The sequence below is a fragment of the Lysobacter claricitrinus genome (genome assembly GCF_045866565.1).
Lineage (GTDB): Bacteria > Pseudomonadota > Gammaproteobacteria > Xanthomonadales > Xanthomonadaceae > Cognatilysobacter > Cognatilysobacter claricitrinus.
The window spans coordinates 592,505-614,686 of sequence record NZ_BAAFZV010000001.1; the positions used below are offsets into that span (position 1 = coordinate 592,505).

16 protein-coding genes are annotated in these 22,182 nt (G+C 68.1%); 7 read left to right on the forward strand and 9 right to left on the reverse strand.

From position 1 onward, the window contains the following. Positions 1–81: 81 nt before the first annotated feature. The 5 genes from ACKTTN_RS02560 (at position 82) to ACKTTN_RS02580 (ending at position 7,985) form a co-directional block, all read left to right on the forward strand. Positions 82–3,117 (forward strand): TonB-dependent receptor, encoded by a 3,036-nt coding sequence (locus ACKTTN_RS02560; protein WP_407908305.1) that lies wholly within the window; start codon positions 82–84, stop codon positions 3,115–3,117. Positions 3,118–3,206: 89 nt separating this feature from the next. After that, positions 3,207–4,757: a tryptophan halogenase family protein gene (locus ACKTTN_RS02565; RefSeq protein ID WP_407908306.1), complete on the forward strand. Its 1,551-nt coding sequence runs from the start codon at positions 3,207–3,209 to the stop codon at positions 4,755–4,757. Position 4,758: 1 nt separating this feature from the next. Further along, positions 4,759–5,466, forward strand: a complete 708-nt coding sequence (locus ACKTTN_RS02570) for a SapC family protein (protein WP_407908307.1) — start codon at positions 4,759–4,761, stop codon at positions 5,464–5,466. Beyond that, positions 5,450–6,463 carry a cupin-like domain-containing protein gene (locus ACKTTN_RS02575; RefSeq protein WP_407908308.1) on the forward strand — a complete coding sequence of 338 codons (1,014 nt, stop codon included), beginning with the start codon at positions 5,450–5,452 and terminating at the stop codon, positions 6,461–6,463. Before ACKTTN_RS02570 ends, ACKTTN_RS02575 begins: the two co-directional genes overlap by 17 nt. 7 nt (positions 6,464–6,470) lie before the next feature. Next, positions 6,471–7,985 carry a tryptophan halogenase family protein gene (locus ACKTTN_RS02580; protein ID WP_407908309.1) on the forward strand — a complete coding sequence of 505 codons (1,515 nt, stop codon included), beginning with the start codon at positions 6,471–6,473 and terminating at the stop codon, positions 7,983–7,985. A 3-nt stretch (positions 7,986–7,988) separates the two neighbouring features. Here ACKTTN_RS02580 and ubiB read toward each other — a convergent pair whose 3' ends face one another. From ubiB to ACKTTN_RS02625, 9 genes are all read right to left on the reverse strand, one after another. Continuing rightward, the gene (ubiB, locus tag ACKTTN_RS02585; protein WP_407908310.1) at positions 7,989–9,650 is read right to left on the reverse strand and encodes a ubiquinone biosynthesis regulatory protein kinase UbiB; all 1,662 of its coding nucleotides are present in this window, start codon (positions 9,648–9,650) and stop codon (positions 7,989–7,991) included. Further along, the gene (locus ACKTTN_RS02590; RefSeq protein ID WP_407908311.1) at positions 9,647–10,288 is read right to left on the reverse strand and encodes a ubiquinone biosynthesis accessory factor UbiJ; all 642 of its coding nucleotides are present in this window, start codon (positions 10,286–10,288) and stop codon (positions 9,647–9,649) included. Before ACKTTN_RS02590 ends, ubiB begins: the two co-directional genes overlap by 4 nt. A 60-nt stretch (positions 10,289–10,348) precedes the next feature. Further along, entirely contained in the window at positions 10,349–11,341 is a 993-nt protein-coding gene (gene oleD, locus ACKTTN_RS02595; RefSeq protein WP_407908312.1) for a 2-alkyl-3-oxoalkanoate reductase, read from the reverse strand. Beyond that, positions 11,338–12,993, reverse strand: a complete 1,656-nt coding sequence (oleC, locus tag ACKTTN_RS02600; RefSeq protein ID WP_407908313.1) for an olefin beta-lactone synthetase — start codon at positions 12,991–12,993, stop codon at positions 11,338–11,340. The genes oleD and oleC overlap by 4 nt, the downstream gene beginning before the upstream one ends. 58 nt (positions 12,994–13,051) lie before the next feature. Next, complete coding sequence (locus tag ACKTTN_RS02605) at positions 13,052–15,277, reverse strand: hypothetical protein (protein WP_407908314.1); 2,226 nt, start codon at positions 15,275–15,277, stop codon at positions 13,052–13,054. Between the two features lie 96 nt (positions 15,278–15,373). Then, a complete protein-coding gene (locus ACKTTN_RS02610; RefSeq protein WP_407908315.1) occupies positions 15,374–16,306 on the reverse strand; it encodes an alpha/beta fold hydrolase in 933 nt (310 codons plus the stop codon). Between the two features lie 75 nt (positions 16,307–16,381). Next, positions 16,382–17,398: a 3-oxoacyl-ACP synthase III gene (locus ACKTTN_RS02615; RefSeq protein WP_407908316.1), complete on the reverse strand. Its 1,017-nt coding sequence runs from the start codon at positions 17,396–17,398 to the stop codon at positions 16,382–16,384. 129 nt (positions 17,399–17,527) lie between these two features. Then, positions 17,528–17,854 (reverse strand): DUF4156 domain-containing protein, encoded by a 327-nt coding sequence (locus tag ACKTTN_RS02620; RefSeq protein ID WP_407908317.1) that lies wholly within the window; start codon positions 17,852–17,854, stop codon positions 17,528–17,530. 70 nt (positions 17,855–17,924) lie between these two features. Continuing rightward, positions 17,925–20,783 (reverse strand): M16 family metallopeptidase, encoded by a 2,859-nt coding sequence (locus ACKTTN_RS02625; RefSeq protein WP_407908318.1) that lies wholly within the window; start codon positions 20,781–20,783, stop codon positions 17,925–17,927. A 142-nt stretch (positions 20,784–20,925) separates the two neighbouring features. Between ACKTTN_RS02625 and ACKTTN_RS02630 the strand changes: the two genes are divergently transcribed. Together ACKTTN_RS02630 and ACKTTN_RS02635 are read left to right on the forward strand one after the other, a co-directional pair. Then, positions 20,926–21,630, forward strand: coding sequence for an SDR family oxidoreductase (locus ACKTTN_RS02630; protein ID WP_407908319.1), 705 nt, complete (start codon positions 20,926–20,928; stop codon positions 21,628–21,630). A 30-nt stretch (positions 21,631–21,660) separates the two neighbouring features. Next, positions 21,661–22,140 carry a tRNA (cytidine(34)-2'-O)-methyltransferase gene (locus ACKTTN_RS02635; protein ID WP_407908320.1) on the forward strand — a complete coding sequence of 160 codons (480 nt, stop codon included), beginning with the start codon at positions 21,661–21,663 and terminating at the stop codon, positions 22,138–22,140. Positions 22,141–22,182 lie beyond the last annotated feature (42 nt).

The window sequence follows — 22,182 nt, forward strand, 5'->3', positions numbered from 1 at the left end:
CGCTGTCATGTCCGCGTGCAATCCGACGCACCACGGCCGGTCGTCGGGCCCATCCATATGCAGTGCGCTTCAGGGGGTTTCATGAAGAAGTCCGCGCAGTACCGACCGCAACAGAGCCTGCTCACCGCCGCCGTGCTGTTCGCACTCGCGGGTCCCGCGGTCGCACAGCAGGCGACGTCGACGACGGGCACGACTGCGACCACCACGCCTGCGGGTCAGGACCCGACCGCACGCGAACTCGACACCGTGGTGGTCAAGGGCATCCGCGGCAGCCTGACGTCGTCGATGAACCTCAAGCGCAATGCGCAGGGCGTGGTCGACGGCATCGTCGCCGAGGACATCGGCAAGTTCCCCGACACCAACCTCGCCGAATCGATGCAGCGCATCAGCGGCGTGTCGATCGACCGCAAGGACGGCGAAGGCTCGAAGGTCACCGTGCGCGGCGTCGGCCCGGACTTCAACCTGGTGCTGCTCAATGGCCGGCAGATGCCGGGCTCCAACCTCGAGGACGCGAGTGCCCCCGACTCGCGTTCGTTCGACTTCGCCAACATCGCATCGGAAGCGGTGAGCGCGGTCGAAGTATTCAAGACCAGCCGCGCGAGCACGCCGGTCGGCGGCATCGGCGCGACCATCAACATCAAGACCGCGCGGCCGTTCGACAACCACGGCGACACGCGCGCGAGCATCGGCGTCAAAGGCGTGTGGGACACCTCGGCCGACAACGTGCCCGACAGCTACGACCTGAACAAGGTCACCCCCGAGCTGGCCGGCATCTATAGCACGACGTTCGCCGACGGGCGCTTCGGCATCGGCCTGAGCGGCAGCTACCAGGAGCGCGACTACGGCTTCAGCTCGGTCAACGTCGGCAACGGTTGGAAGACCTTCCACGGCGACGAGAACAACTGGGGCACGATCCCGCAGGAAGGCCAGCCGGGCTCCGAACGCATCGTCAACCGTCCGGGCCCGAACGACATCTACTCGGTGCCGCAGAACCTCAACTTCAACGTCAACGGCGTGCATCGCGAGCGCACCAACGGCCAGCTGGTGCTGCAATGGGCGCCGACCGACGACGTCACCGCCACCCTCGACTACACGTACTCGCAGAACAAGTTCGAGCGCCGCCGCAACGAGATGTCGGTGTGGTTCAACTTCGGTCCGTCGTCGAGTTCGTGGACCGATGGCCCGGTCGCCGCGCCGAACATCTATTCCGAGATCATCAACCCCGCCAACAGCGATTACGCGATGGGCGGTGCGCTGAACAAGACCAAGAGCGAGAACAAGTCGCTCGGTCTCAACGTGGCGTGGAAGGCGACCGACCGCCTCAACTTCGCGCTGGACTGGCACAACTCGACCGCGACCACCGGGTCGGACAGCCCGTGGGGCTCGAGTGGCGTGCTCGGCACCGCGGGGTTCTTCCGCGGCACCACCACCGCCGACTTCTCCGGCGAGTTCCCGATCCTCAACATCCAGCTGCCGCCGGGCCAGGCCACGGTCGATCCGGCGCAGATGCTGGTCACCGGTTCGAGCTTCCGCAACTCGTACCAGAAGGCGGAAGTCGACCAGCTGCAGCTGTCGGGTGATTTCTCGTTCGAGAACTATTCCAAGCTCAACTTCGGCGTGGCATCGACCGAAGTGAAGAACCGATCTGCGTTCTCGAACGTGCAGCTCGATACCTGGGGCGGTGCGACCAGCGCGGCCGACTACCCGGACGAGGTCTGGCACCTCGACCACATGGGCAACTACTTCGACCAGTTCTCCGGCGCGAACAATCCCAACTTCACCGACGCGTTCTTCGTGTGGGATTTCGACACCGTGCGCAACCTCGCCGAGCAGGCGTGGGTGGCGGCCGGCCACAGCGCGGCGGACTACCGCGCGTCGAACGACTTCACCACCGATCGGCGCACCACCGAGACGTCGCGGAGCGCCTACCTGGAGTGGAGCAATACCTACGACTTCTCGATGCCGCTCAACGTCGCCGCCGGCGTGCGCTACGAGAGCACGCGTGTCGAATCCGAAGCGCGCGTCCCGGAGCGCACCGGCATTTCGTGGGGGTCGGCGAACGAGCTCACCGTGCTCAGCGGCGGCTCCACGTTCACCAGCCTCATCGGCAAGTACAACTACGTGCTGCCCAACCTCGACCTCAGCCTCGACGTCACGCCGACCATGAAGCTGCGCGGCAGCTATGGCCGCACGCTGGGCCGGCCGTTGTGGTCGCAGATCCAGGGCGGGCAGACGCTCGACAACCTGGTCCGCGTCGACGGCGGCACCGGCACGCAGGGCAATCCCGCGCTCAAGCCGCTGCTGTCGGAGAACTTCGACCTGTCGTTCGAGTGGTACTACGGCCCGTCGAGCTACATGTCGGTCGGCTACTTCCGCAAGAACATCGACAACTACGTTGGCACCACGCAGATCGTCGACACGCCGTTCGACCTGCACACGCCGGTGGGCGGCGCGTACTGGAACGCCGCGATTGGCGCGGGCGGCTGCCCCGCCAGCGACGTGGTGTGCATCCGCAACTACATCTTCGACAACTTCAACGGCCAACCCGGTGTGACGCGCACGGGCGTCTCCAGCGCCACCGGCGAACGCACCGGCACCATCGTCGGCCAGCCGAACGACCCGATCGCGCAGTTCCGCATCACCGTGCCGAGCAACCAGGGCTCGTCGGCGATCGACGGCTGGGAGTTCAACATCCAGCACATGTTCGGCGAGAGCGGTTTCGGCCTGTCGGCGAACTACACCATCGTCGACTCCGGCCTGACCTACGACAACTTCGTCATCGGCCAGCAGTTCGCGTTGATCGGCCTCAGCGATACCGCCAACGTCGTCGGCTTCTACGAGAAGAACGCGTGGTCGATCCGCGCGGCCTACAACTGGCGCGACCAATTCCTCGCCAGCGTGTTCGACGGCAACGGACCGAACCCGATCTACGTCGAGCCCTATGGCCAGTTCGACCTCAACGTCACCTACATGTACAACGACAACCTGTCGTTCTCGTTCGAAGGCATCAACCTGACCAACGAGACGCAGCGCACGCACAGCCGCCACGAGAACCAGATCGAGGCGTTGTCGCAGGGCGGTCCGCGCTACATGCTCGGCGTGCGCTACAAGTTCTGATCCCGCGGTTTTCGCTGCACGAAGGGCCGCTGCGATTGCAGCGGCTTTTTCGTCAGCGGTAGTCTCGGCGGCTCAGGGGAGTTTCGCGCTTGGATCGACCGGTTCGGCACATCGTGATCGTGGGTGGTGGCACCGCCGGGTGGCTGACCGCCGGCGTGCTCGCGGCCGAACATCGCGCCGATCGCCCGGGCGGCCTGCGCGTCAGCGTGGTGGAATCGCCCGACGTTCCGATCATCGGCGTCGGCGAAGGCACGTGGCCGACCATCCGCGACACGCTGCACCGCATCGGGGTGTCGGAAGCGGATTTCATCCGCGAATGCGACGCCTCGTTCAAGCAGGGTTCGCGTTTCGACGGCTGGGTGCACGGTGGCGACGGTGAGCGCTACTTCCATCCGTTTTCGCTACCGGACGGGCATGGCGAGGTCGACCTCGCCACCGCATGGCGCGCGCTCGCGCCGCAGACGCCGTTCGCCGAATGGGTCTGCGCGCAGCCGCACCTGTGCCTGCATGGCCGCGCGCCCAAGCAGGCGGCGACGCCGGAATACGCGGCGGTCGCCAACTACGCCTACCACCTCGACGCCGGCAAATTCGCGGTGTTCCTGCGACGGCACTGCGTCGAAAAGCTCGGTGTGCAGCATGTGGCCGACCACGTGCTCGATGTCGAGATGCACGAGGACGGCGACATCGCCGCGCTGCGGTTGCGCGTGCAGGGCCGGCTCGACGCCGACCTGTTCGTCGACTGCAGCGGCTTCCAGTCGATGCTGCTGGGCCAGCGCCTCGGCGTGCCGGCCGTGCCGCTTCGCGACGTGCTGTTCAACGACCGCGCCCTCGCCCTGCAGGTGCCGTACGCGCATGCGGACGCACCGATCGCGTCGCAGACGATCTCCACCGCGCAGCGCGACGGCTGGATCTGGGATATCGGCCTGCCCACGCGCCGCGGCATCGGCTACGTGTATTCAAGCGCGCATGTCGACGACGCGACCGCCGCGGAGGCGTTCCACGCCTACATCGCGCGCACTGCGCCTGGCGTCGATACGCCGCAGCCGCGCCAGCTCGCGTTCGAACCGGGCTGGCGCGAGCGGCCGTGGACGCGCAACTGCGTCGCGATCGGTCTGTCGGCCGGCTTCATCGAACCGCTGGAAGCCTCCGCGATCGCGCTCGTCGAACTCTCCGCGGCGATGCTCGCCGACCGACTGCCCGCCACCCGCGCCGACATGGACCGGCTCGCGCCACGCTTCAACGCGGCGTTCGCGCACCGCTGGCGTCGCGTGATCGACTTCCTGAAGCTGCACTACGTGCTGAGCCGGCGCGACGGCGACTACTGGCGCGCGCATCGCGATGCCGCGTCGATGCCCGACCGCCTCGCCGAACTGCTCGCGATCTGGAAACACCACTCGCCGTCGCGCTACGACCTCGACCGCGTCGACGAAGTGTTCCCGTCGGCGAGCTGGCAGTACATCCTCTATGGCATGGGTTTCGTTCCCGCGCCACCGGCCGGCCCCAGCCGTTTCGCCGACACCGAGCGTGCGGCCGCGTTCGTCGATGGCACCGCGCAACGCACGCGTCGCATGCTGGCCGCGCTGCCGATGCACCGCGACCTGCTCGACCACATCGCCCGGCACGGGCTGCCCCGGATCTGACATGCCCCGACCTGTGCTGCTCAACAACGTCGACCACGCCGACCTGCGCATCGACACGCGCCATGCCGCCGCGCTCGGCGACGACGTGATGCTCGCGCTCACGTTCCCCGCCGAATTCCGCGACGTGCAGGCGCACTACCCGATCGTCTTCGCGAAGACGCCCGACGGTACGACGTTCCAGCCGATCGCGCTGCTCGGCCTGCGCGACGGCGAGAACCTGTTCCTCGACGGCGAGCGATGGGACGCCGCCTACGTGCCGCTCAGCATCGCGCGCCAGCCGTTCCTGATCGGCAACGCGAACGGCGAGCCGGTGATCCACGTCGACCTCGACCATCCGCGCGTCGGTCGCGCCGGCGAAGCGGTGTTCCGCGAACATGGCGGCACCACCGACTACCTCGAACGCGTCAGTTCCACCCTGCTCGCGCTGCACAACGGCCTGCAGGCCACGCGCGCGTTCGTCGACGCGCTGCTCGCGCACGACCTGCTCGAAGCCTTCGTGCTCGACGTGCAGCTCGATGACGGCTCGCAGAACCGTCTTGCCGGCTACTACACGATCCACGAGGAGCGCCTGACCCGGCTCGACGCCGCGGCCATCGTCTCGCTGCACGCCGCAGGGCACCTCGCGTCGATCTACATGGTGCTGGCCTCGCTGTCGCAGCTGCGGCCGCTGATCGATCGCATGAACGCGCGCCATGGCCGCGACCGCTGAAGCGATTCGCACGCTGACGGGCGCCGATCCGCGCGCCCTGCCGGACGACGTACTGACGTCGAAGCAGCCGGTGCTTCTACGCGGGCTGATACGCGACTGGCCGCTCGTGCAGGCCGCACGACGTGGCGCCGGCGAAGCGATCGACTACCTGCGCGTGCAGGATCGCGGTGCCATTGTCGACGTGATGGTCGGCCCGCCGGCGATCGACGGTCGCTTCTTCTACAACGACGATCTCAGCGGGTTCAATTTCCATCGCGAGCGCGCGCCGCTGGCGGCGATGCTCGATGCGATGCAGCGCCATCTCGACGATGCGTCGCCGCCCGCGCTGTATGTCGGCTCGACCACCATCGACACCGCGCTGCCCGCGCTCCGCGCCGACAACGATGTCGATCTCGGCGCGCGCGACCCGCTCGCGAGCATCTGGATCGGCAACCGCACGCGCATCGCCGCGCACCAGGACGTGCCCGACAACCTCGCCTGCGTCGCTGCCGGTCGTCGTCGCTTCACGCTGTTTCCGCCGGAGCAGCTCGCGAATCTCTACGTCGGTCCGATCGACTTCAACCCGGCGGGCCAGGCGATCAGCCTGGTCGACTTCGCCGCGCCGGACCTCGCGAGTTATCCGCGGTTTGCCAAAGCGCTGGAACACGCCATCGTCGTCGAACTCGACGCGGGCGATGCGGTGTTCATCCCGAGCCTGTGGTGGCACCACATCGAAGCGCTCGACACGTTCAACGTGCTGGTCAACTACTGGTGGCGGCGGTCGCCGGCGTGGATGGACTCGCCGATGAACGCGCTGATGCTTGCGCTGATGACCATCCGCGACCTGCCGTCGACCGAACGCGATGCGTGGCGCGACATCTTCGAGCACTACGTGTTCGCACCCGATGCGGACACGGTCGACCACATCCCACCGGCCGCACGACGCGTGCTCGCGCCGCTCGACGCCGCCACGGCGCGCGAACTGCGCGCACGCCTGCTCAAACGCCTGAACCGCTGAGGTCGCCATGGACACCGCATCGACTGCCCGCCCCGTCCGCCGCGTCGTGATCGCTGGAGGCGGCACCGCGGGCTGGATGGTCGCCGCCGCGCTGGGCAAGACGCTCGGTCGCGGGCTCGACATCGTGCTGGTCGAATCCGACGAGATCGGCACGGTCGGCGTCGGCGAAGCGACGATCCCCACGCTGGTGACGTTCCACCGCCTGCTCGAGATCGACGAACGCGAGTTCATGGCGGCCACGCAGGCCACGTTCAAGCTCGGCATCTCGTTCGAGAACTGGCGCAACGTCGGCGAGGACTACATCCACTCGTTCGGCACCACCGGCACCGACCACTGGACCGCCGGCTTCCAGCACTTCTGGCACAAGGGCCGCGAGCGCGGCCTGGCCAGCGACTACGGCGACTACTGCCTGGAGTTGCGGGCGTCGCTGGAAGATCGCTTTGCGCACCTGCCGCGCGGCGGCATGAACTACGCATTCCACCTCGACGCCGGACTCTATGCGCGCTTCCTGCGCAAGTTCAGCGAAGGCTTCGGCGTGCGCCGCATCGAGGGCAGGATCGCGGCGGTCGATGCCGATCGCGACTCGCAGACCATCCGCGCACTCACGCTCGACTCGGGCGATCGCATCGAGGGCGACCTGTTCATCGACTGCACCGGGTTCCGCGGGTTGCTGATCGGCGAGACGCTCGGCATTCCCATGCAGGACTGGTCGCAGTGGCTGCACTGCGACCGCGCGGTCGCGCTGCAGACCGAACACGACGGCGATCGTCGCCCGCTGACGCGCGCGATCGCGCACGAGGCCGGCTGGCGCTGGCGGATTGCGCTGCAGCACCGCGTCGGCAACGGGCTCGTCTACAGCAGCCGCCATCTCGACGACGACGCGGCGATCAGCAAGCTGCTCGGCCTGATGCGGGCCAAGGTGCTGACCCAGCCGCGCGTGATCCGCTTCAAACCGTGCCAGCGCGAGACGACGTGGGTGGGCAACTGTGTCGCGATCGGGCTGTCGAGCGGGTTCCTCGAGCCGATCGAATCGACCAGCATCCACCTGATCCAGCGGGGCATCATCCGGTTGATGCAGATGTTCCCGAACGCCGGGATCAGCGCGGCCGACGTCGCCGAGTACAACACGCAGACGCGCCACGAAGTCGAGCACATCCGCGACTTCATCATCCTGCACTACCACGTCAACAACCGCAGCGATGCGTTCTGGCGTGGCTGTCGCGAGATGGAGGTTCCGGCGTCGCTGCGTCACCGCATCGAGCTGTTCCGCGAGACCGGCCGCGTGTTCCGCGTGCCGAACGAGCTGTTCGCCGAGAACTCGTGGATCCAGGTGATGCTGGGCCAGGGCATCCACCCGGCCACTCACCATGCATCGGCCGACCTCATGGGCGACGCGGAACTCGCGCGCTTCCTGGATGCGATTCGCGGCAACATCGAGAACACCGTGCGGCAGTTGCCGCCACACCAGGAATACGTGAGCCGTTACTGCCCTGCAGCGAGCGACGTACCGGTGCCCGCGTAACGGTCAGCGACGCGGCCAGCCCGCCCGCAGCGCCCACAGGCCCGCGACGCCCGCGATCCACGCCGCAGCGGGAATCGACCACAGCCTGGGCCCGCCCGCCTCCAGCGCGTACAGGAGCGCGGCGGCGATCATCAGGCCGGTGCCGAGAATCGCGGCCACGGTGCGCCGCTGCATGCGGCGCACTTCGTCGACCAGCGACGTGAGTTCCGCCGAACGCAACTGCAGCTCGTGCCGCCCTTCGACCTGTTGCTTGAGCCATGAATGCAGCAGGCGCGGCATCTCCGGCGCGTGCGTCACGAGTTCGGGCAGGCGCTTGCGGAATTCGCTGGCAAGCCGCTTCGGGCTGTAGCGCTGGCGCAGGATGCGTTCGAGCACGGGCTGCGCGACGCCCCAGATGTCGATCTGCGGATCGAGCAGGCGGCCGACGCCTTCGATGTTGAGCAGCGTCTTCTGCAGCAGGATCAGCTGCGGCTGCAGCGTGAGTTCGTACTTCTGCGCGGTGCGGAACAGCTTGACCAGCACTTCGGCCAGCGGCACTTCCGATAACGGACGTGTGAAGTAGGGCTCGCACACCGCGCGTGCCGCAGCTTCGAGTTCGTCGATGCGCGTGTGCGCGGGCATCCAGCCGGCATCGACATGCAGCTCGGCGATGCGCCGGTAGTCGCGATGGAAGATCGCCATGAAATTCTCGGCGAGCCAGTACTGGTCCTCGTCCGAGAGCTGGCCCATGATCCCGAAATCCAGCGCGATGAAGCGCGGATTCGCACGACGCGCGGGATCGTCGTCCACCCAGATGTTGCCGGCGTGCGCGTCCGCGTGGAAGAAGTTGTCGCGGAACACCTGCGTGTAGAACACGCGCACGCCCTTGGCGGCGAGGGCGCGACGATCGATGCCGGCGGCGTCGAGCGCGGCGATGTCATCGGACGGAATGCCGCGCACGCGTTCGAGCGTGAGCACGCGATCGGCGCTGTGCGACCAGATCACTTCCGGCACGTAGAGGTCGTCGCTGCCTTCCCAGAACCGGCGCAGGACGCTGGCGTTTCCACCTTCGCGTTGCAGGTCGAGTTCGGCGTCGAGCGTGTGTTCGATCTCGTCGACGATCGCCTGCGGGCGGATCTTGTCCGCTGCCGGATGCGTACGCTCGGCGATGCCGGCGAGCGCACGCAGCAGCGAGATGTCCTGCCTGATCTGCCGGCGGATGCCGGGGCGCAGCACCTTGACCACGACTTCGCGTTCGCTGCTCGGCAACGTTGCCGCGTGAACCTGCGCGATCGATGCCGACGCGAGAGGCGTAGTGTCGAAGCTGGCATACAGCTCGGTGACCGGGTGGCCGAGCGATTCCTCGACGATCTGGCGCGCCGCCTCGCCGTCGAACGGCTTGACGCGATCCTGCAGCAGCGCGAGTTCGTCGGCGATGTCCTGCGGCACGAGGTCGCGACGCGTCGACAGGATCTGCCCGAACTTGACGAAGATCGGCCCGAGTTCCTGCAGCGCGAGGCGCAGTCGCGCACCACGCGGCAACCCGGCGATTTCCGGCGATGCACTCGGCACGAACGGGCGCGCGAGGCGCAACCAGCGCTCGACGGGCGTGTCGTCCAGCAACGCATCAAGCCGATAACGCAGCAGCACGCGGCCGATGCGCCAGGCGCGGATCACCGGCGTCACGCGCTACCCCGCGCTTGCAGGCGCGCCACGCGTGCGGCGATGCGCTCGACGTCGTCGCGCAGCGTGTCGATGTCGTCGTAGAACGCCGTGAGTTCGTCGCGGCTGACCACGTCCTGCGTTTCGTGTTGCACGTAGTCCGCGGCGTTCGCCGCGAGCACGCCGGCGGCCGTCTTCGCCGTGCGCAGCGCGCCCGCGAACAGCTGCGCGACCTGCACGCCGACGATGTCGCCGAACGCGGCGACGAAGGGCTGCTGCCAGTCGGGATCGAAACGCTCGGCCAGGCGCTGCAGGCGACGCGCGAGGTCGGCATCGCCCTCGATGCGCATCGCACCGACCGCCGGCGCGTCGTCGCGACGCATGAACGGCAATTGCGCGATCAGGCCGCCGATCGTTGCGCGCACCGAGAGGTCCGGCTCGCCGCCATCCTCGACCGGCCCGACGCGCAGGCGCTCGCCATCCACGCTGATCTGCAGCGCGAGCGGCGGCGTGGCGAGGCGCACGACCAGGCGTCGCCCATCGAGCGGACGCAGGCTGTCGCGGGTGTCGGGATCGAGCGCGACCGCGCGGTTGAGCGCGGCCTCGAGCGCGCGACCGGCGAGCGGCTTGAGCGTGTCCAGCGGCGTGCGGCGTTCATCCATCGCCGCATTGTAGGGCGGGGCCGTGCCCGCCACGCCTTCACGATGCCGTCGCCATGCGTCCTATGCCCGGTTCGCGGCACGCAGCCGCGCGAGGCCTTCGTCGAAGCTGATGCGCGGCGCCCAGCCGAAATCGCGCAGCGCGGGCGCCATCGAATACCAGTGCGTGGTGACGAGCTGCTCGGCAAGGAAGCGCGTCATCGGCGGCTCGCCGCGCAGCGGCAGCACGCTCCACAGGCCTTCGCAGGCCGCACCGATCGCGTAGGCGGCGCCGAAGGGAATCGACCCGCTTGGTGGCGGCGCACCCACGGCGTCGAGCAACGCGATCAGGGTGTCGCGCATCGCGCGCGGCTCGCCGTTGCTGACGAAGTACGCGCGCCCGGCGCAGGCCGCGCCCGGCGCGAGGTGGTCGAATGCGGCGAGATGCGCGTCGGCGGCGTTCTCGACGTAGGTGGTATCGACGAGATTGCTGCCGTCGCCGACCAGCTTGAGTCGACCGGCGCGCGCGCGTTCGGCGATGCGCGGCAGCAGCTGGTTGTCGCCCGGGCCCCAGATCAGCCGCGGGCGCAGCGCGACAACGGCCAGCGACGGCCCGTTCGCGGCGAGCACCATCTCCTCGGCGAACTTCTTGGTGCGCGCATAAGGCGACTTCAGGTGTTCGCCGTACGGCACTTCGTCGGCAGTCAGCCCCGCGACCGGATGCGTCGCGCGATGGGTAACGCTCGGCGTCGAGGTGTACACGAGCTTGGCGATGCGGTGCGCACGGCACGCGTCGATGACGTTCCCGGTGCCGACGACATTCGCGTTGTAGTAGTCCTCGTACGGGCCCCACGCGCCCGCTTTCGCCGCGTTGTGGAAGATCGCATCGCAACCACGCGCGGCGTCGATCACCGCATCGCGGCTGGCGAGATCGCCGCGCAACTGGGTGACGCCGATCGCGTCGAGCTCCGGATAGTGACCGCGATTGAAACTGGCGACCTCGTAGCCGCGTGCGCGCAGGCCGCGGCACAGCGCCTGACCGAGGAAACCACCGCCACCCGTCACCAGGATCTTCATGACGCCACCTTGTCCGTCGCCCACGCGGCAAGTTTCTCCCGGCCGATCTTCGCGTTGTGGCGGATGTCGACCGGGAAACCGGCATGTCGCACGAAATTGTCGATGCGCGCGGTATGCACGTGGCCGCGGCCGATGTCGCGAAGCTCGCGCTCGATGCGCGGCCATTGCGCGGCGTCGACACCTCGCTTCAGTTCGACGCACAACACCGGCGTCTGCGCACCGAACGCGCCGACACCGACCAGCGCAGTGCGACGCACGTCGGGATGGGTATTGAACACCGGCTCGACCTGTTCGGTGTACAGCGGACCCTGTGATGTTTCGACGCGCTGCGTCTTGCGTCCGCAGAACCACAGGCGGCCGTTCGCATCGATGTAGCCGACATCGCCCATGCGATGCACGACGCGCGATGTGCCGTCGGCGAGCGTTTCGCGGATCTTCGCGATCTGCGTCGACGCATCGCGGCGAAAGTAGGTGTCGGTGGCGGTCGGGCCGGCGACGGTGATCTCGCCGATCACACCGGTACCGACAACCAGGTCGGGCGACCACGTCGCGATCGGTGCGTCATCGATGCGGATGATGCGAACGTCGTTCGGCGGCACCGCGCGACCGACGCAGGTGCCCGCGCCCGTTTCGGTCGCGACGCGCGTGCCCTGCAGCTCGCGGCTTTCGATCACTGCGACCGGCAGGCACTCGGTCGCGCCGTACGGCGTGTAGAAGCAGGCGTCGTTCGGCAGCAACTCGCGCATGCGTGCGACGACATCTGCGGGAACGGGCGCGCCGGCAGACGTGACGCGGCGGATCGTCGGCAGCGGCTTTCCGTAGTCGGCGAGCACGCGCATCAGCGCGGGCGAGCCGAAAAGCTGCTGCGCACCGAAGCGTTCGATCGCCGCATGCAGCTTGCGCGGATCCGCGCTGGCCGGGCGCGTCGCATCCATGTCGGGAATGATCGAGGTGAGCCCCAGCGCAGGGCCAAACAATGCGAATGGCGGGAACGTCGGAAAGTCGACCTCGCCTTCGCGAATGCCCAGCGCGTTGCGCATCAGCTCGATCTGTGCGACGAAGTGGCGATGCCGGTACACGACGCCTTTGGGTACGCCGGTCGAGCCGCTGGTGAACAGGATCGCTGCGACGTCATCCGGCTGCGTGTCGGCGAGTTGCGGGCCCGCATTCGCGCCGTCGGCTTCGACGCGCGCGAGCGTGTCGTCGGCGAGAAATGCATGACGTCCGGTCGTGATGCGCATGCGCGCGCTCTTCGACCAGCCGAGCAGCACGCGCGCGACGTGCGCAAGCGGAATGCCGATGAAGGCGTCGGGCTCGGCTTCGTCCAGGCATTGCCGCAACGCGCGCCGGTCGATACCGGGATCGACCAGCACCGGCACGGCGCCGGCCTTGAACAGGGCGAACATCAACAGGAAGAACTCGGGCGACGGCTTGACCATCACCACCGTGCGCGTGCCCCGTACGACGCCACGCTTCGCCAGACCGGCAGCGATCGCGTCGCTGCGCGCATCGAGTTGCGCGTAGGTCAGTGCGACGTCGTAGCGTGCAAGTCCATCCGGTCCGCGCGTGCCCGGGCAACGCATCGCGATGCGGTCGGGTTCGCGCGCGGCCATGTCAGGCAGCGCGGCGGCGATGTTGCAGGCAGACGACATGCCCGCATTGTCGCCCGGCCGACGCGGCAGGGCGAGGTTGCGGGCTAGGTGCGCGACATCAGGGGTGCGGAACGGGATGGGGAGCCGGCTTGATCTCTGGGCGGATCACCGGCGTCACGCGAATGGGCAGCCGCGGCTTGGCGGAGGCGCGTGCCTGCGACGCGTTCACCTCCGCCTGCGCGGTGGCTTCGGCCGTAGCGAAGAGGGGCGCGAGCGCCTCGTACTTCGTGGTCGGATGGTCGCCGAGCGCGATTTTGGACGTCAGGTACGCCTTCAGGCTCGCGTCCTTGACGTTCTGCTTGCAGACGTCGTCGACGCACTTGGGCTCCCAGCGCGCGTTGAAGTCGTTCATCCACTTCGCCACTTGCACCATCACCGGCGAGCTCTCGCTGCTCTGGCTCGAGACCTTCGGCCCGTAGTGATAGTTGCGGGTGCACACCGTGTCGTCATGACACGCGAAGTCGATGCCGCCCGGCGGGAGTTCGATCGCGAGTTCCGGGAACCAGATCGGCCAGTCCCAATGGTCCGACCAGACTTCAACGTCGATGAACAGCCGCGCATCGAGGCCCGGCGTGATCAGGAAGCCGAGGTTGTAGATCGGATCGCCGATCGTGAAATCGGACGCCTTGCTGTCGGCGTCGACCTGCAGCTTCACCGGCGCGCTTCCCGCCGGCAGTGCGATGTCCTTGCCGGCGATGTTGTCGTGCAACGTCAGCGCGAGCTTGTCCGAGTGCAACCCGACCTTGACCGCGGGGAAGACCTGCCCGCCGGCGACGCCGAAATTCGCGCGGCCGCCGATGAGATCGAACGTGTCGAACACGATGGGATCGCCCTCGAGGTCCGAGCCCGGCATCGGCGGCATGAACTGGCCGTTGGTGAACGGTGCCGGCAGGCCTTCCGTGAAGTCCTTGCCGATCTTGAACTCGACGTTGCCGTCCCCGAACAGCGGCACGTCGTAGTTCGCGCCCGCGTAGGCACCGAACTGCGCGACGAGCTCCTTGCCGTCGAACAGCTTCGGCCCCGGCAGACCGCTCGCCGCGTAATCGGCGGTGCTGCCGTTGATGGACTTGATGTCCGGCGCGAACGTGCCGTACGAACCGAAGCCCGGGTATTTGTAGTGGCCGCCGACCGTCAGCGGAAAGCGCAGGCCGAAGCCGTAGTCGAAGCCGGCGTAAAGCTCGGCGTAGTACGTCGACTCGCACCCGAGGATGCACCACGCGATCGTCGTCTCCACGCGCTCGCGCCATTCGTACGCGCGGCCCAGCGTGAAGCCGGTCAGGAAGACGTGTGGATCGATAGTGGCATCGGCGGGTTCGGCGGCGATCGCGGCGCCGACGGCAGGAACGGCGACCTTCTGCACGCCCGGCAGCATCGACGTTCCCGGTTGCTTCTTGTCTCGGCCCGTTTCGACCGCACCGAAGTCGACGGCCGACTGCATGTTGCCGAACCGCGCGGGATCGGCGCGTCCGTCGCCCGGCACGAACAGCACCTGTTCGACGCGTGTCTCGCCGGCGTTGGCGACGTCCTGTTCGAGCTGCGTGTCGTCCAGTGCGGCCAGCCGCGCCGCTTGCCCGGCGCCGAGCCGCGCATCGATCGCCGCGCGCTGCGCGGGGTTGGCGAGCGATGCGCGCAACGTGGCGAGGTCATGCGCGATCCTGGCACGCACCTCGCCGGCCTTCGAATCCGCACGTTCGATCGCCGCGGCGCGTTTCGCCGGATCTTCGACGAAATGCGCGTCCTTGGGATTCGCAAACGCCGCCGCGCGCGTGGCCGCATCGAGCCTGGTGAAACAGTTGACGCCAATGCGCGCGAGTTGCGCCCGACGCGCGCTGTCGGTGCAGGTGCCGGGGCGGATGCGATAGCCGACCACGGTGTGCACGACGAGGCCCTGGTCGATTTCCAGCACCTTCGTGTCGTCGACGGTGACCTCGGCGAGCTGCGGCATCGTGCGAAGACGCTCCGCGATGTTGAACGGCGCGCGTGGATTCGCGAACAGCGGCTTCAGATTCGCACGGCCGGCGCTCAGCGTGATGACCGACTGCCTGCGCAACTCGGCGAGGTCGTATTCCCGCTTGATGTGCAGCGATGACGGCAACGCGGCCGCGCCGTGGAGGATCACCGCAGGGAGCGGCGCCTTCGGCGCGAGGCTTGCGCGCGACGCGATCGCGCCTGCGGATGTCGGTGCACGCACGAGCGACTGCTGCGCATACGCCGGCGCCACGCTTGCCAGCGCCAATGCAGCGCCCGCAATCCACTGCGATCGCTGACCGCGTTCCATGCTCATCGCGTCGTCTCCCCTTGGGCGATGGCGCGAGATTAGACGGGCCACGCGCGCGCGGGCCGTCGGACAAATCCGAAGGCGACGAACGGTCGCCCGGTGTCAGGCCGGATTGCGTTCCAGGAAATCGCGGATCGCCGGCACCAGCACCTCATGCTTGTCCTGCAGCACGTAGTGGTTGGCGTCCTCGAACGCGTGCACTTCCGCATTCGGCAGCGCGCGACGGAAACCGTCGAGGAAGTGCCTGTCGAACACGAAGTCGCGCAGGCCCCAGCCGATGAAGGCGGGACGATCAGCGAACTCCGGCAGGCGCGCGCCAACCTCGGCGACCAGCGGCCACGCGCGATCGCCTTCGTGCAGCGGGATGTCCTGCATGAAGCGGATCGTCGAGATCGCGTTCGTCCAGCCGTGGTACGGCGCGTCGAACGCGTCACGCACGGTGCGTGGCATCGGGCGCGACACGCCGAAGCGCGAGGCGCCGCGCGCGAACAGGTTGAAGCGACGGATCAGCCACGCGCCGATCGTCGAATCGCGGCCGAGCGAGAGGCGCCACGGCATAGGCTTGGCCGAGGGCAACGGAAACGCCGCGGTGTTGAGGATGACCAGGCGCTTGACCTGCCGCATGTGCGAAATCGCCCAACCGAAGCCGACCATGCCGCCCCAGTCGTGCACCGCCAGCGTGACCGGGCCGGCAATGCCGAGATGCGCGAGCAGCACGGTGAGATCGTCGACGCGCGACTGCAGCGTGTACTCGTACTTGCCGGCAACCGGCGTGCGCGGCGGACGCGTGCCACCACCGTCGTCGGGCTTGTCCGACAGGCCCATGCCCACGTGGTCGGGCACGATGCAGCGATAGCGGTCGCGCAGGCCGAGCACGAGTTGCCGCCAGTAGTAACTCCACGACGGATTGCCGTGCAGCATGACCACGACCTCGCCGTCGCGCGGGCCTTCGTCGAGGTACGACATCGCAATGCCGGCGCGCACGTCGAAGCGCTGCGGCGTGAAGGGATAGTCGGGAAAGGTCGCGGGATCCATCGCGGGTTCGCGTCTCGCAAAGCACGCGGCCGCACGAGGCGGCCGCGGAAAATCAGGAGCTGGCGCGCGTACGCGTCACCAGACGACTTCGGCCATCGAGCAGTTCAGGCCGGACCCGATGCCGAGCAGCGCGATGCGCGTGCCCTTCTTCAGGCGACCCATCTCGCGCAACTTGCTCAGCACGATCGGCACCGACGCAGGGCCGATGTTGCCGTGCTCGCCGAAGATGGTGAGCACCTTCTTGGGATCGATACCCATCGCCTTGGTGAACGCGGCGGTGTGCACCTTGCTGACCTGGTGCACGACGAACTCGTCGAGTTCCTCGGCAACCCAACCGAGCTTCTGTCGCGCGACCAGGAAAGTCTTCTGCGCGAGCTTCACGCCTTCGATCAGCAGCTGGCGCGTATCCGTCACCATGCCGTCGAGGTTGCCGCGGCAGAGCTTGTTCCACTCCGTCGCCGCGCGGGTGACGCCGCCTTTGTAGCGCGGCGCGCCGGGTGCGAGTTCGGCACGCGCCATCACCATCGCGGCGGCGCCGGAACCCAGCGTCAGCGTCGCGAGTTCGTTGCGGAATGCTTCCTCGGTGACGTCGGCGCGGGTAAGGCGCTCGATGGTCTTCTCGTAGGCGAGGTCGGCGGTTTCGCCGTCGACGACCAGCGCGTAGTCGATCTCGCCGCGCTCGATCATGCGCGCCGCGATGTCCATGCCGTTGATGAAGGCGAGGCAAGCGTTGGCGACGTCGAAGTTCTGGCAGGTGTCGGGCAGGCCGAGGTTGCCGGAGACGATCGACGCGGTGGACGGCTCGAGATAGTCGCGGCTCACCGACGTGTTGACGAGAAGCCCCATGCGCTCGGGTTCGACGCCGGCATCGGCCAGCGCCTTCACCGCGGCGAGCGTGGCCGCGTCGGAGGCGAGCATCGGCCCGTCCCACAGACGGCGCGCGTCGACACCCGCGATGTCCTTGATCACGTCGGTCTTGATGCCCAGGCGGTCGAGCGTCGGCTGCAGCCGTGCGTTGATCTCGTCCGTCGTGAGGCGGCGCGGCGCATCGATATGCGCAAGGCCGGCGATGGCGACGTGTTGGAACAGCATGGGGACGACTCGCAAAGGCGGGGAACACGCTAGCTTAACGCGCGGCTGGATAGCGCGCACACCAGCGTACGGCGACGCACGTCGCCGTTCAGCCGCGTGCTGCGGCCGCTTGGCGACCGTTCGTCCGGGTCAGCGGGTGCAGCGCCAGGCCGAGAAGCGCTGGCGGCCGTCGTGCGGCGCTTCCAGCGGCACCACCGTATTGGCGTTGAGGCCGACGGCTTCGTTGCGCGCCATCGTCTCCAGTTCCTCCTGCACGCGCAGCGGGTTGCGCTCGTACAGCGCGACGCGGTCGGTGACGTTGCCCTCGATCTCGCCGAGCTTGGTGCAGCCCGTCGTGGACGCATTGAGCGCGCGCACCTCCACGGTGGCGGCGCCCTGCTGCATCGGCACCCAGGTGCAGGCGGTGGCGGCGAGGACCAGCGATACGACGACGGCAAGGCGGATCGGATGCGGCATCGACAGGCTCCCTAAACGACGACGCGCGGGATTGTCGCCCCGCGCGTCTGAACCGCGAAACCCTGCGGCGTTACTTGCTGACGGGCTTGCCGTCGGCGTCGACCACCTGCACGTCGCCGAGGTTCAACTCGCGCACGCCCTTCTCGATCTTCGAGAGGTCGCCGACGATCACCCACGTCAACGCATCGGGATGCACGATCTGCGTGGCCGCGGCCTGCACCTCGGCATCGGTCTGCGCTTCGGTGCGCTGGCGCAGCGTGGCGACGTAGTCGTCCGGTCGGCCGTACAGCACGTTTTCCGCCAGCGCGCCGAGCACGGCGCCGGTGGTTTCATAGCTGCCCGGCAGGCTGCGCACGTCGTTGACCTTGATCTTGGCGATCTCGGCACTGCTGAGCGGACGTGAACCGACGACGTCGCGCACTTCGCGCAGGATCTCCGCCGCCGACTCCTTGGTCTTGTCGGTCTGCACCGGTGCGTAAAGCATGTACGGGCGCTGGCCGAGGGCGTCGTACATGAAGGAATACGCGCCGTAGGCCCAGTGCTTGTCTTCGCGCAGGTTCATGTTGAGGCGCGAGGTGAACGTGCCGCCGAACGCGGAGTTCATCGTCTGGATCGGCAGGTTGTTGGCGACGGTGGTCGACGGCGCGAGCAGGCCGGCAAGGATCAGCGACTGCTGCGCGCCCGGCTTGTCGATCAGGAACACGCGCGGCTTGGCCTGCGCAGTCACCTGCGGCACGGACTTGGTGCCCTTGGCCACCGACGGCGGCGTCCAGTCGGCGAACACCTTGTCGAGCTGCGCGGTGATCGCCGGCAACGTGGTGTCGCCGGCAACGATGATGCGCACGTTGTCGGGACGCAGCCATGCCGCGCGCCATGCGGTCAGATCGTTCGCGGTGAGCGAGGCGATGCTGGCCTCGGTACCGGTGCCGGAGAACGGAATCGCGTACGGGTGGCCGTCGCCGTACAGCAGCGGCGGCAGGGTGCGCAGCGCGATGCCGGTCGGCTGGGTCTTTTCCTGCGCGATGCCGGCGATCCACTGCGCGCGCACGCGCTCCATGTCGGGCGCGCGGAACGCCGCATTGCGCACGACGTCGGCGAGCAGGCCGAGCGACGGCGTGAGCTGGTCGCTCAGCATGTTCGCGCCGACGCTGCAGCTGTCGAGGCCGCAACCCGACGACAGGCCCATGCCCAGGCGCTCACGCTGCTTGGCGATCTCGACCGAGTCGAGCTTGGCGGTGCCTTCGTCGAGCATCGCGGCGGTGAACGCGGCGGTGCCGAGCTTGCGACCGACGTCGCTGGCGTAGCCGGCGTCGAACTGCAGGCTGACGTTGACCACCGGCACGCTGTGGCGCTCGGCCAGCACGACTTCGATGCCGTTCTTCAGGTGGCCGCGCTGCACGGCCGGGAACGTGAGGTCGGGATAGTGATCGACCGCCGGCACGCCGGCCTTGCGATCGACATCCGACGCGGTGACGGTGAACGCGGTGGTCGGCTTGCCGGCGATGTCGGCGGGGCGCTGCGCCGCCGGCAGGCCGGCGACGGTCTCGTCCTTCGGCGTGCCGGTGGTCGGCACTACGGTGAGCGTGTAGTCACCGCGCGCGATCCAGCGCTTCGCCGCCTTCAGCACGTCGGCGCGGGTCGCCGTCTGGTTCCACTTGAACGAAGTTTTCCACGCATCCGGATTGCCCAAGTAGACCTGCCCTTCGGCGAGCTGCGACGCCTTGCCGGCCACGCGTTCCATCGAACGCACGACGGCGGCGCGGTTGGCCGCCTGCAGGCGCGTCAGTTCTTCTTCGGTCGGGCCACTGGCGAGGAACTTCGCCCATTCGTCCGCGACCGCGGCTTCGACCTTCTTCGGATCGACGCCCTGCTTCACGTCGACCTGCAGGACGAACTGGCTCGCAAGCTCGAACGGGGTGATGCCGACCGACACGTCGTCGGCGAGGTGGTCCTTGTAGACCAGGCGCTGGTACAGGCGCGAGGTCTTGCTGCCACCGAGCACGTCGGCGGCGAGGTCGAGCAGCGTGAGGTCGCGCTCGCCGCGCCCGGGGATATTCCATTCGCGATAGATGCGCGTCTGCGCGACGCGGTCGTCCATCGAATCGCGCGTCGACGTCGTGCGTTCGGCGACCCACTTGGCCTGGCGGGCGACCGGCGAACCTGCCGGGATGTCGCCGAAATACTTCAGCGCCTTGGCCTTCGCGGTGGCGACGTCGATGTCGCCCGACATCACCAGCACGGTGTTGGCGGCGCCGTAATAGCCGCGGAACCAGTTCTTGACGTCCTCGAGCGAGGCGGCGTCGAGGTCGGCCATGGAGCCGATGGTGTCGTGGTGGTAGGGATGATTCGCCGGGAATGTCTGCAGCAGCATGCGTTCGTCGACGCGGCCGTAGGGCTCGTTCTCGCCCTGGCGCTTCTCGTTCTGGACGACGCCGCGCTGTTCGTCGAGCGTCTTCTTGTCGATCGCGCCGAGCAGGTGGCCCATGCGGTCGGACTCCATCCACAGCGCCATGTCGAGCGCGGTGGTGGGCACGGTTTCGTAATAGTTGGTGCGGTCGAGCCAGGTCGTGCCGTTCTGGCCGGTGGCGCCGGCCTGCTCGAAGGGCTCGAAGAACTCGCCCGGATGGTTTTCCGAGCCGTTGAACATCAGGTGCTCGAACAGGTGCGCGAAGCCGGTCTTGCCGGTCGGCTCGTCCTTGGAGCCGACGTGGTACCAGACCGCGACCGCGACGACCGGCGCCTTGTGGTCCTCGTGCACCAGCACGGTGAGCCCGTTCGGCAGCACGAAGCGCTCGTACGGGATATCGAGCGCGGCGGGTGCGCGCGTCGACGCGGCGACGGCGGGCGCGGCGATCAGGGTCGAGGGAGCGCCGACGGCGAAAGCGATGCCGAGGGCGAGGGCGGTGGCGCGGACAGGAAGACGGGACATCGAAGGCTCCGGACGCCGGCAATCCGGCCGGCCGCTGGATGCTAGCCGAGCGGCGGGCCGTGCGGACCGGCCGAAGGTCCTGCCCGCGCGGCCTGAACAGGCGTGGGGCTAGAGTCGGGCGATTCCCCGAGCGGAGTCCGCCATGCCCCGTCGCAATGTCCTGCTTACCGGCGCCAATCGCGGCATCGGCCTGGAGTTCGCCCGCCAGCTGCTCGCGCGCGGCGACCACGTGATCGCCACCGCGCGGCATCCGTCGCAGGCGCACGAGCTCGGTCGCCTGATCGGCGAGCATCCGGGGCGACTGCACGTACTCCCGCTCGACGTCATGGACCCGAAGGCGGAGGCCGAAGTCGCGCGCGAGTTGCCGCTCATCCTCGGCAACGAACGCCTGGACCTGCTGATCAACAACGCGGGCCTGCTGCATTCGGGCGAACGCTTCGGCCAGGTGCCGGCGAAGAACCTCGAAGACAGCCTGCGCACCAACGCGATGGGCCCGTTCCTGCTGACGCAGGCGGTCGCGCCGTTGCTCGCCGATGGTGCGAAGGTCGCGAACATGTCGTCGCAGCTGGGCTCGATCACGAACACGCAGAGCTTCGGCACGCCCACCTACTGCATCAGCAAGGCCGCGCTGAACATGGCGACGCGACTGCTCGCGGCGGCGCTGGGCGATCGCGGCATCGCGGTGGTGTCATTGCATCCGGGCTGGGTGCAGACCGACATGGGCGGCGAACAGGCGCCGGTGCAGCCCGCCGATTCGGTGCGCGGCCTGCTGCAGGTGATCGACCGCCTCGACATCGCGAAGTCCGGTTCGTTCGTCGACTGGCAAGGCAAGTCGCTGCCGTGGTGAGTCGACCAGCGCGACGGCGATAATGCGCGCATGTTCGACGTCGTCCTCTACCAGCCCGAGATTCCGCCGAACACCGGCAATGCGATCCGCCTGTGCGCGAACACGGGCGCGCGCTTGCATCTGGTCGAGCCGCTGGGTTTCGACATGGACGACAAGCAACTGCGTCGCGCGGGACTCGACTACCACGAGTACGCGACGGTAAAGGTGCATCGCGATCTCGACGCCGCGCTCGCGCATCTGCGCGAGCAGCACGGGGAGGCGTTGCGTGTGTTCGCCTTCAGCACGCGCGGCAGCGTGCGTTTCGATACGCCGGATTACCGCGTCGGCGATGCGTTCCTGTTCGGCCCGGAGACGCGCGGCCTGCCCGACGACGTGCTCGATGCGTTGCCGCCCGAACAGCGCCTGCGCCTGCCAATGCGCCCCGGCGTGCGCTCGCTCAACCTGTCGAACGCGATCGCGGTGACGGTGTTCGAAGCGTGGCGGCAGCAGGGCTACGCCGGCGGCGCGTGAGGCCGCACGACGCAAAGTAGTCACGACGCCAACGTCGATCGA

Bases quoted from the DNA above. Each gene is read 5' to 3' on its own strand.
- ACKTTN_RS02560 (WP_407908305.1), top strand. From the start codon at position 82: ATGAAGAAGTCCGCGCAGTACCGACCGCAACAGAGCCTGCTCACCGCC.
- ACKTTN_RS02570 (WP_407908307.1), top strand. From the start codon at position 4,759: ATGCCCCGACCTGTGCTGCTCAACAACGTCGACCACGCCGACCTGCGC.
- ACKTTN_RS02575 (WP_407908308.1), top strand. From the start codon at position 5,450: ATGGCCGCGACCGCTGAAGCGATTCGCACGCTGACGGGCGCCGATCCG.
- ACKTTN_RS02580 (WP_407908309.1), top strand. From the start codon at position 6,471: ATGGACACCGCATCGACTGCCCGCCCCGTCCGCCGCGTCGTGATCGCT.
- ACKTTN_RS02590 (WP_407908311.1), bottom strand. From the start codon at position 10,288: ATGGATGAACGCCGCACGCCGCTGGACACGCTCAAGCCGCTCGCCGGT.
- oleD (WP_407908312.1), bottom strand. From the start codon at position 11,341: ATGAAGATCCTGGTGACGGGTGGCGGTGGTTTCCTCGGTCAGGCGCTG.
- oleC (WP_407908313.1), bottom strand. From the start codon at position 12,993: ATGTCGTCTGCCTGCAACATCGCCGCCGCGCTGCCTGACATGGCCGCG.
- ACKTTN_RS02605 (WP_407908314.1), bottom strand. From the start codon at position 15,277: ATGAGCATGGAACGCGGTCAGCGATCGCAGTGGATTGCGGGCGCTGCA.
- ACKTTN_RS02610 (WP_407908315.1), bottom strand. From the start codon at position 16,306: ATGGATCCCGCGACCTTTCCCGACTATCCCTTCACGCCGCAGCGCTTC.
- ACKTTN_RS02615 (WP_407908316.1), bottom strand. From the start codon at position 17,398: ATGCTGTTCCAACACGTCGCCATCGCCGGCCTTGCGCATATCGATGCG.
- ACKTTN_RS02620 (WP_407908317.1), bottom strand. From the start codon at position 17,854: ATGCCGCATCCGATCCGCCTTGCCGTCGTCGTATCGCTGGTCCTCGCC.
- ACKTTN_RS02625 (WP_407908318.1), bottom strand. From the start codon at position 20,783: ATGTCCCGTCTTCCTGTCCGCGCCACCGCCCTCGCCCTCGGCATCGCT.
- ACKTTN_RS02630 (WP_407908319.1), top strand. From the start codon at position 20,926: ATGCCCCGTCGCAATGTCCTGCTTACCGGCGCCAATCGCGGCATCGGC.
- ACKTTN_RS02635 (WP_407908320.1), top strand. From the start codon at position 21,661: ATGTTCGACGTCGTCCTCTACCAGCCCGAGATTCCGCCGAACACCGGC.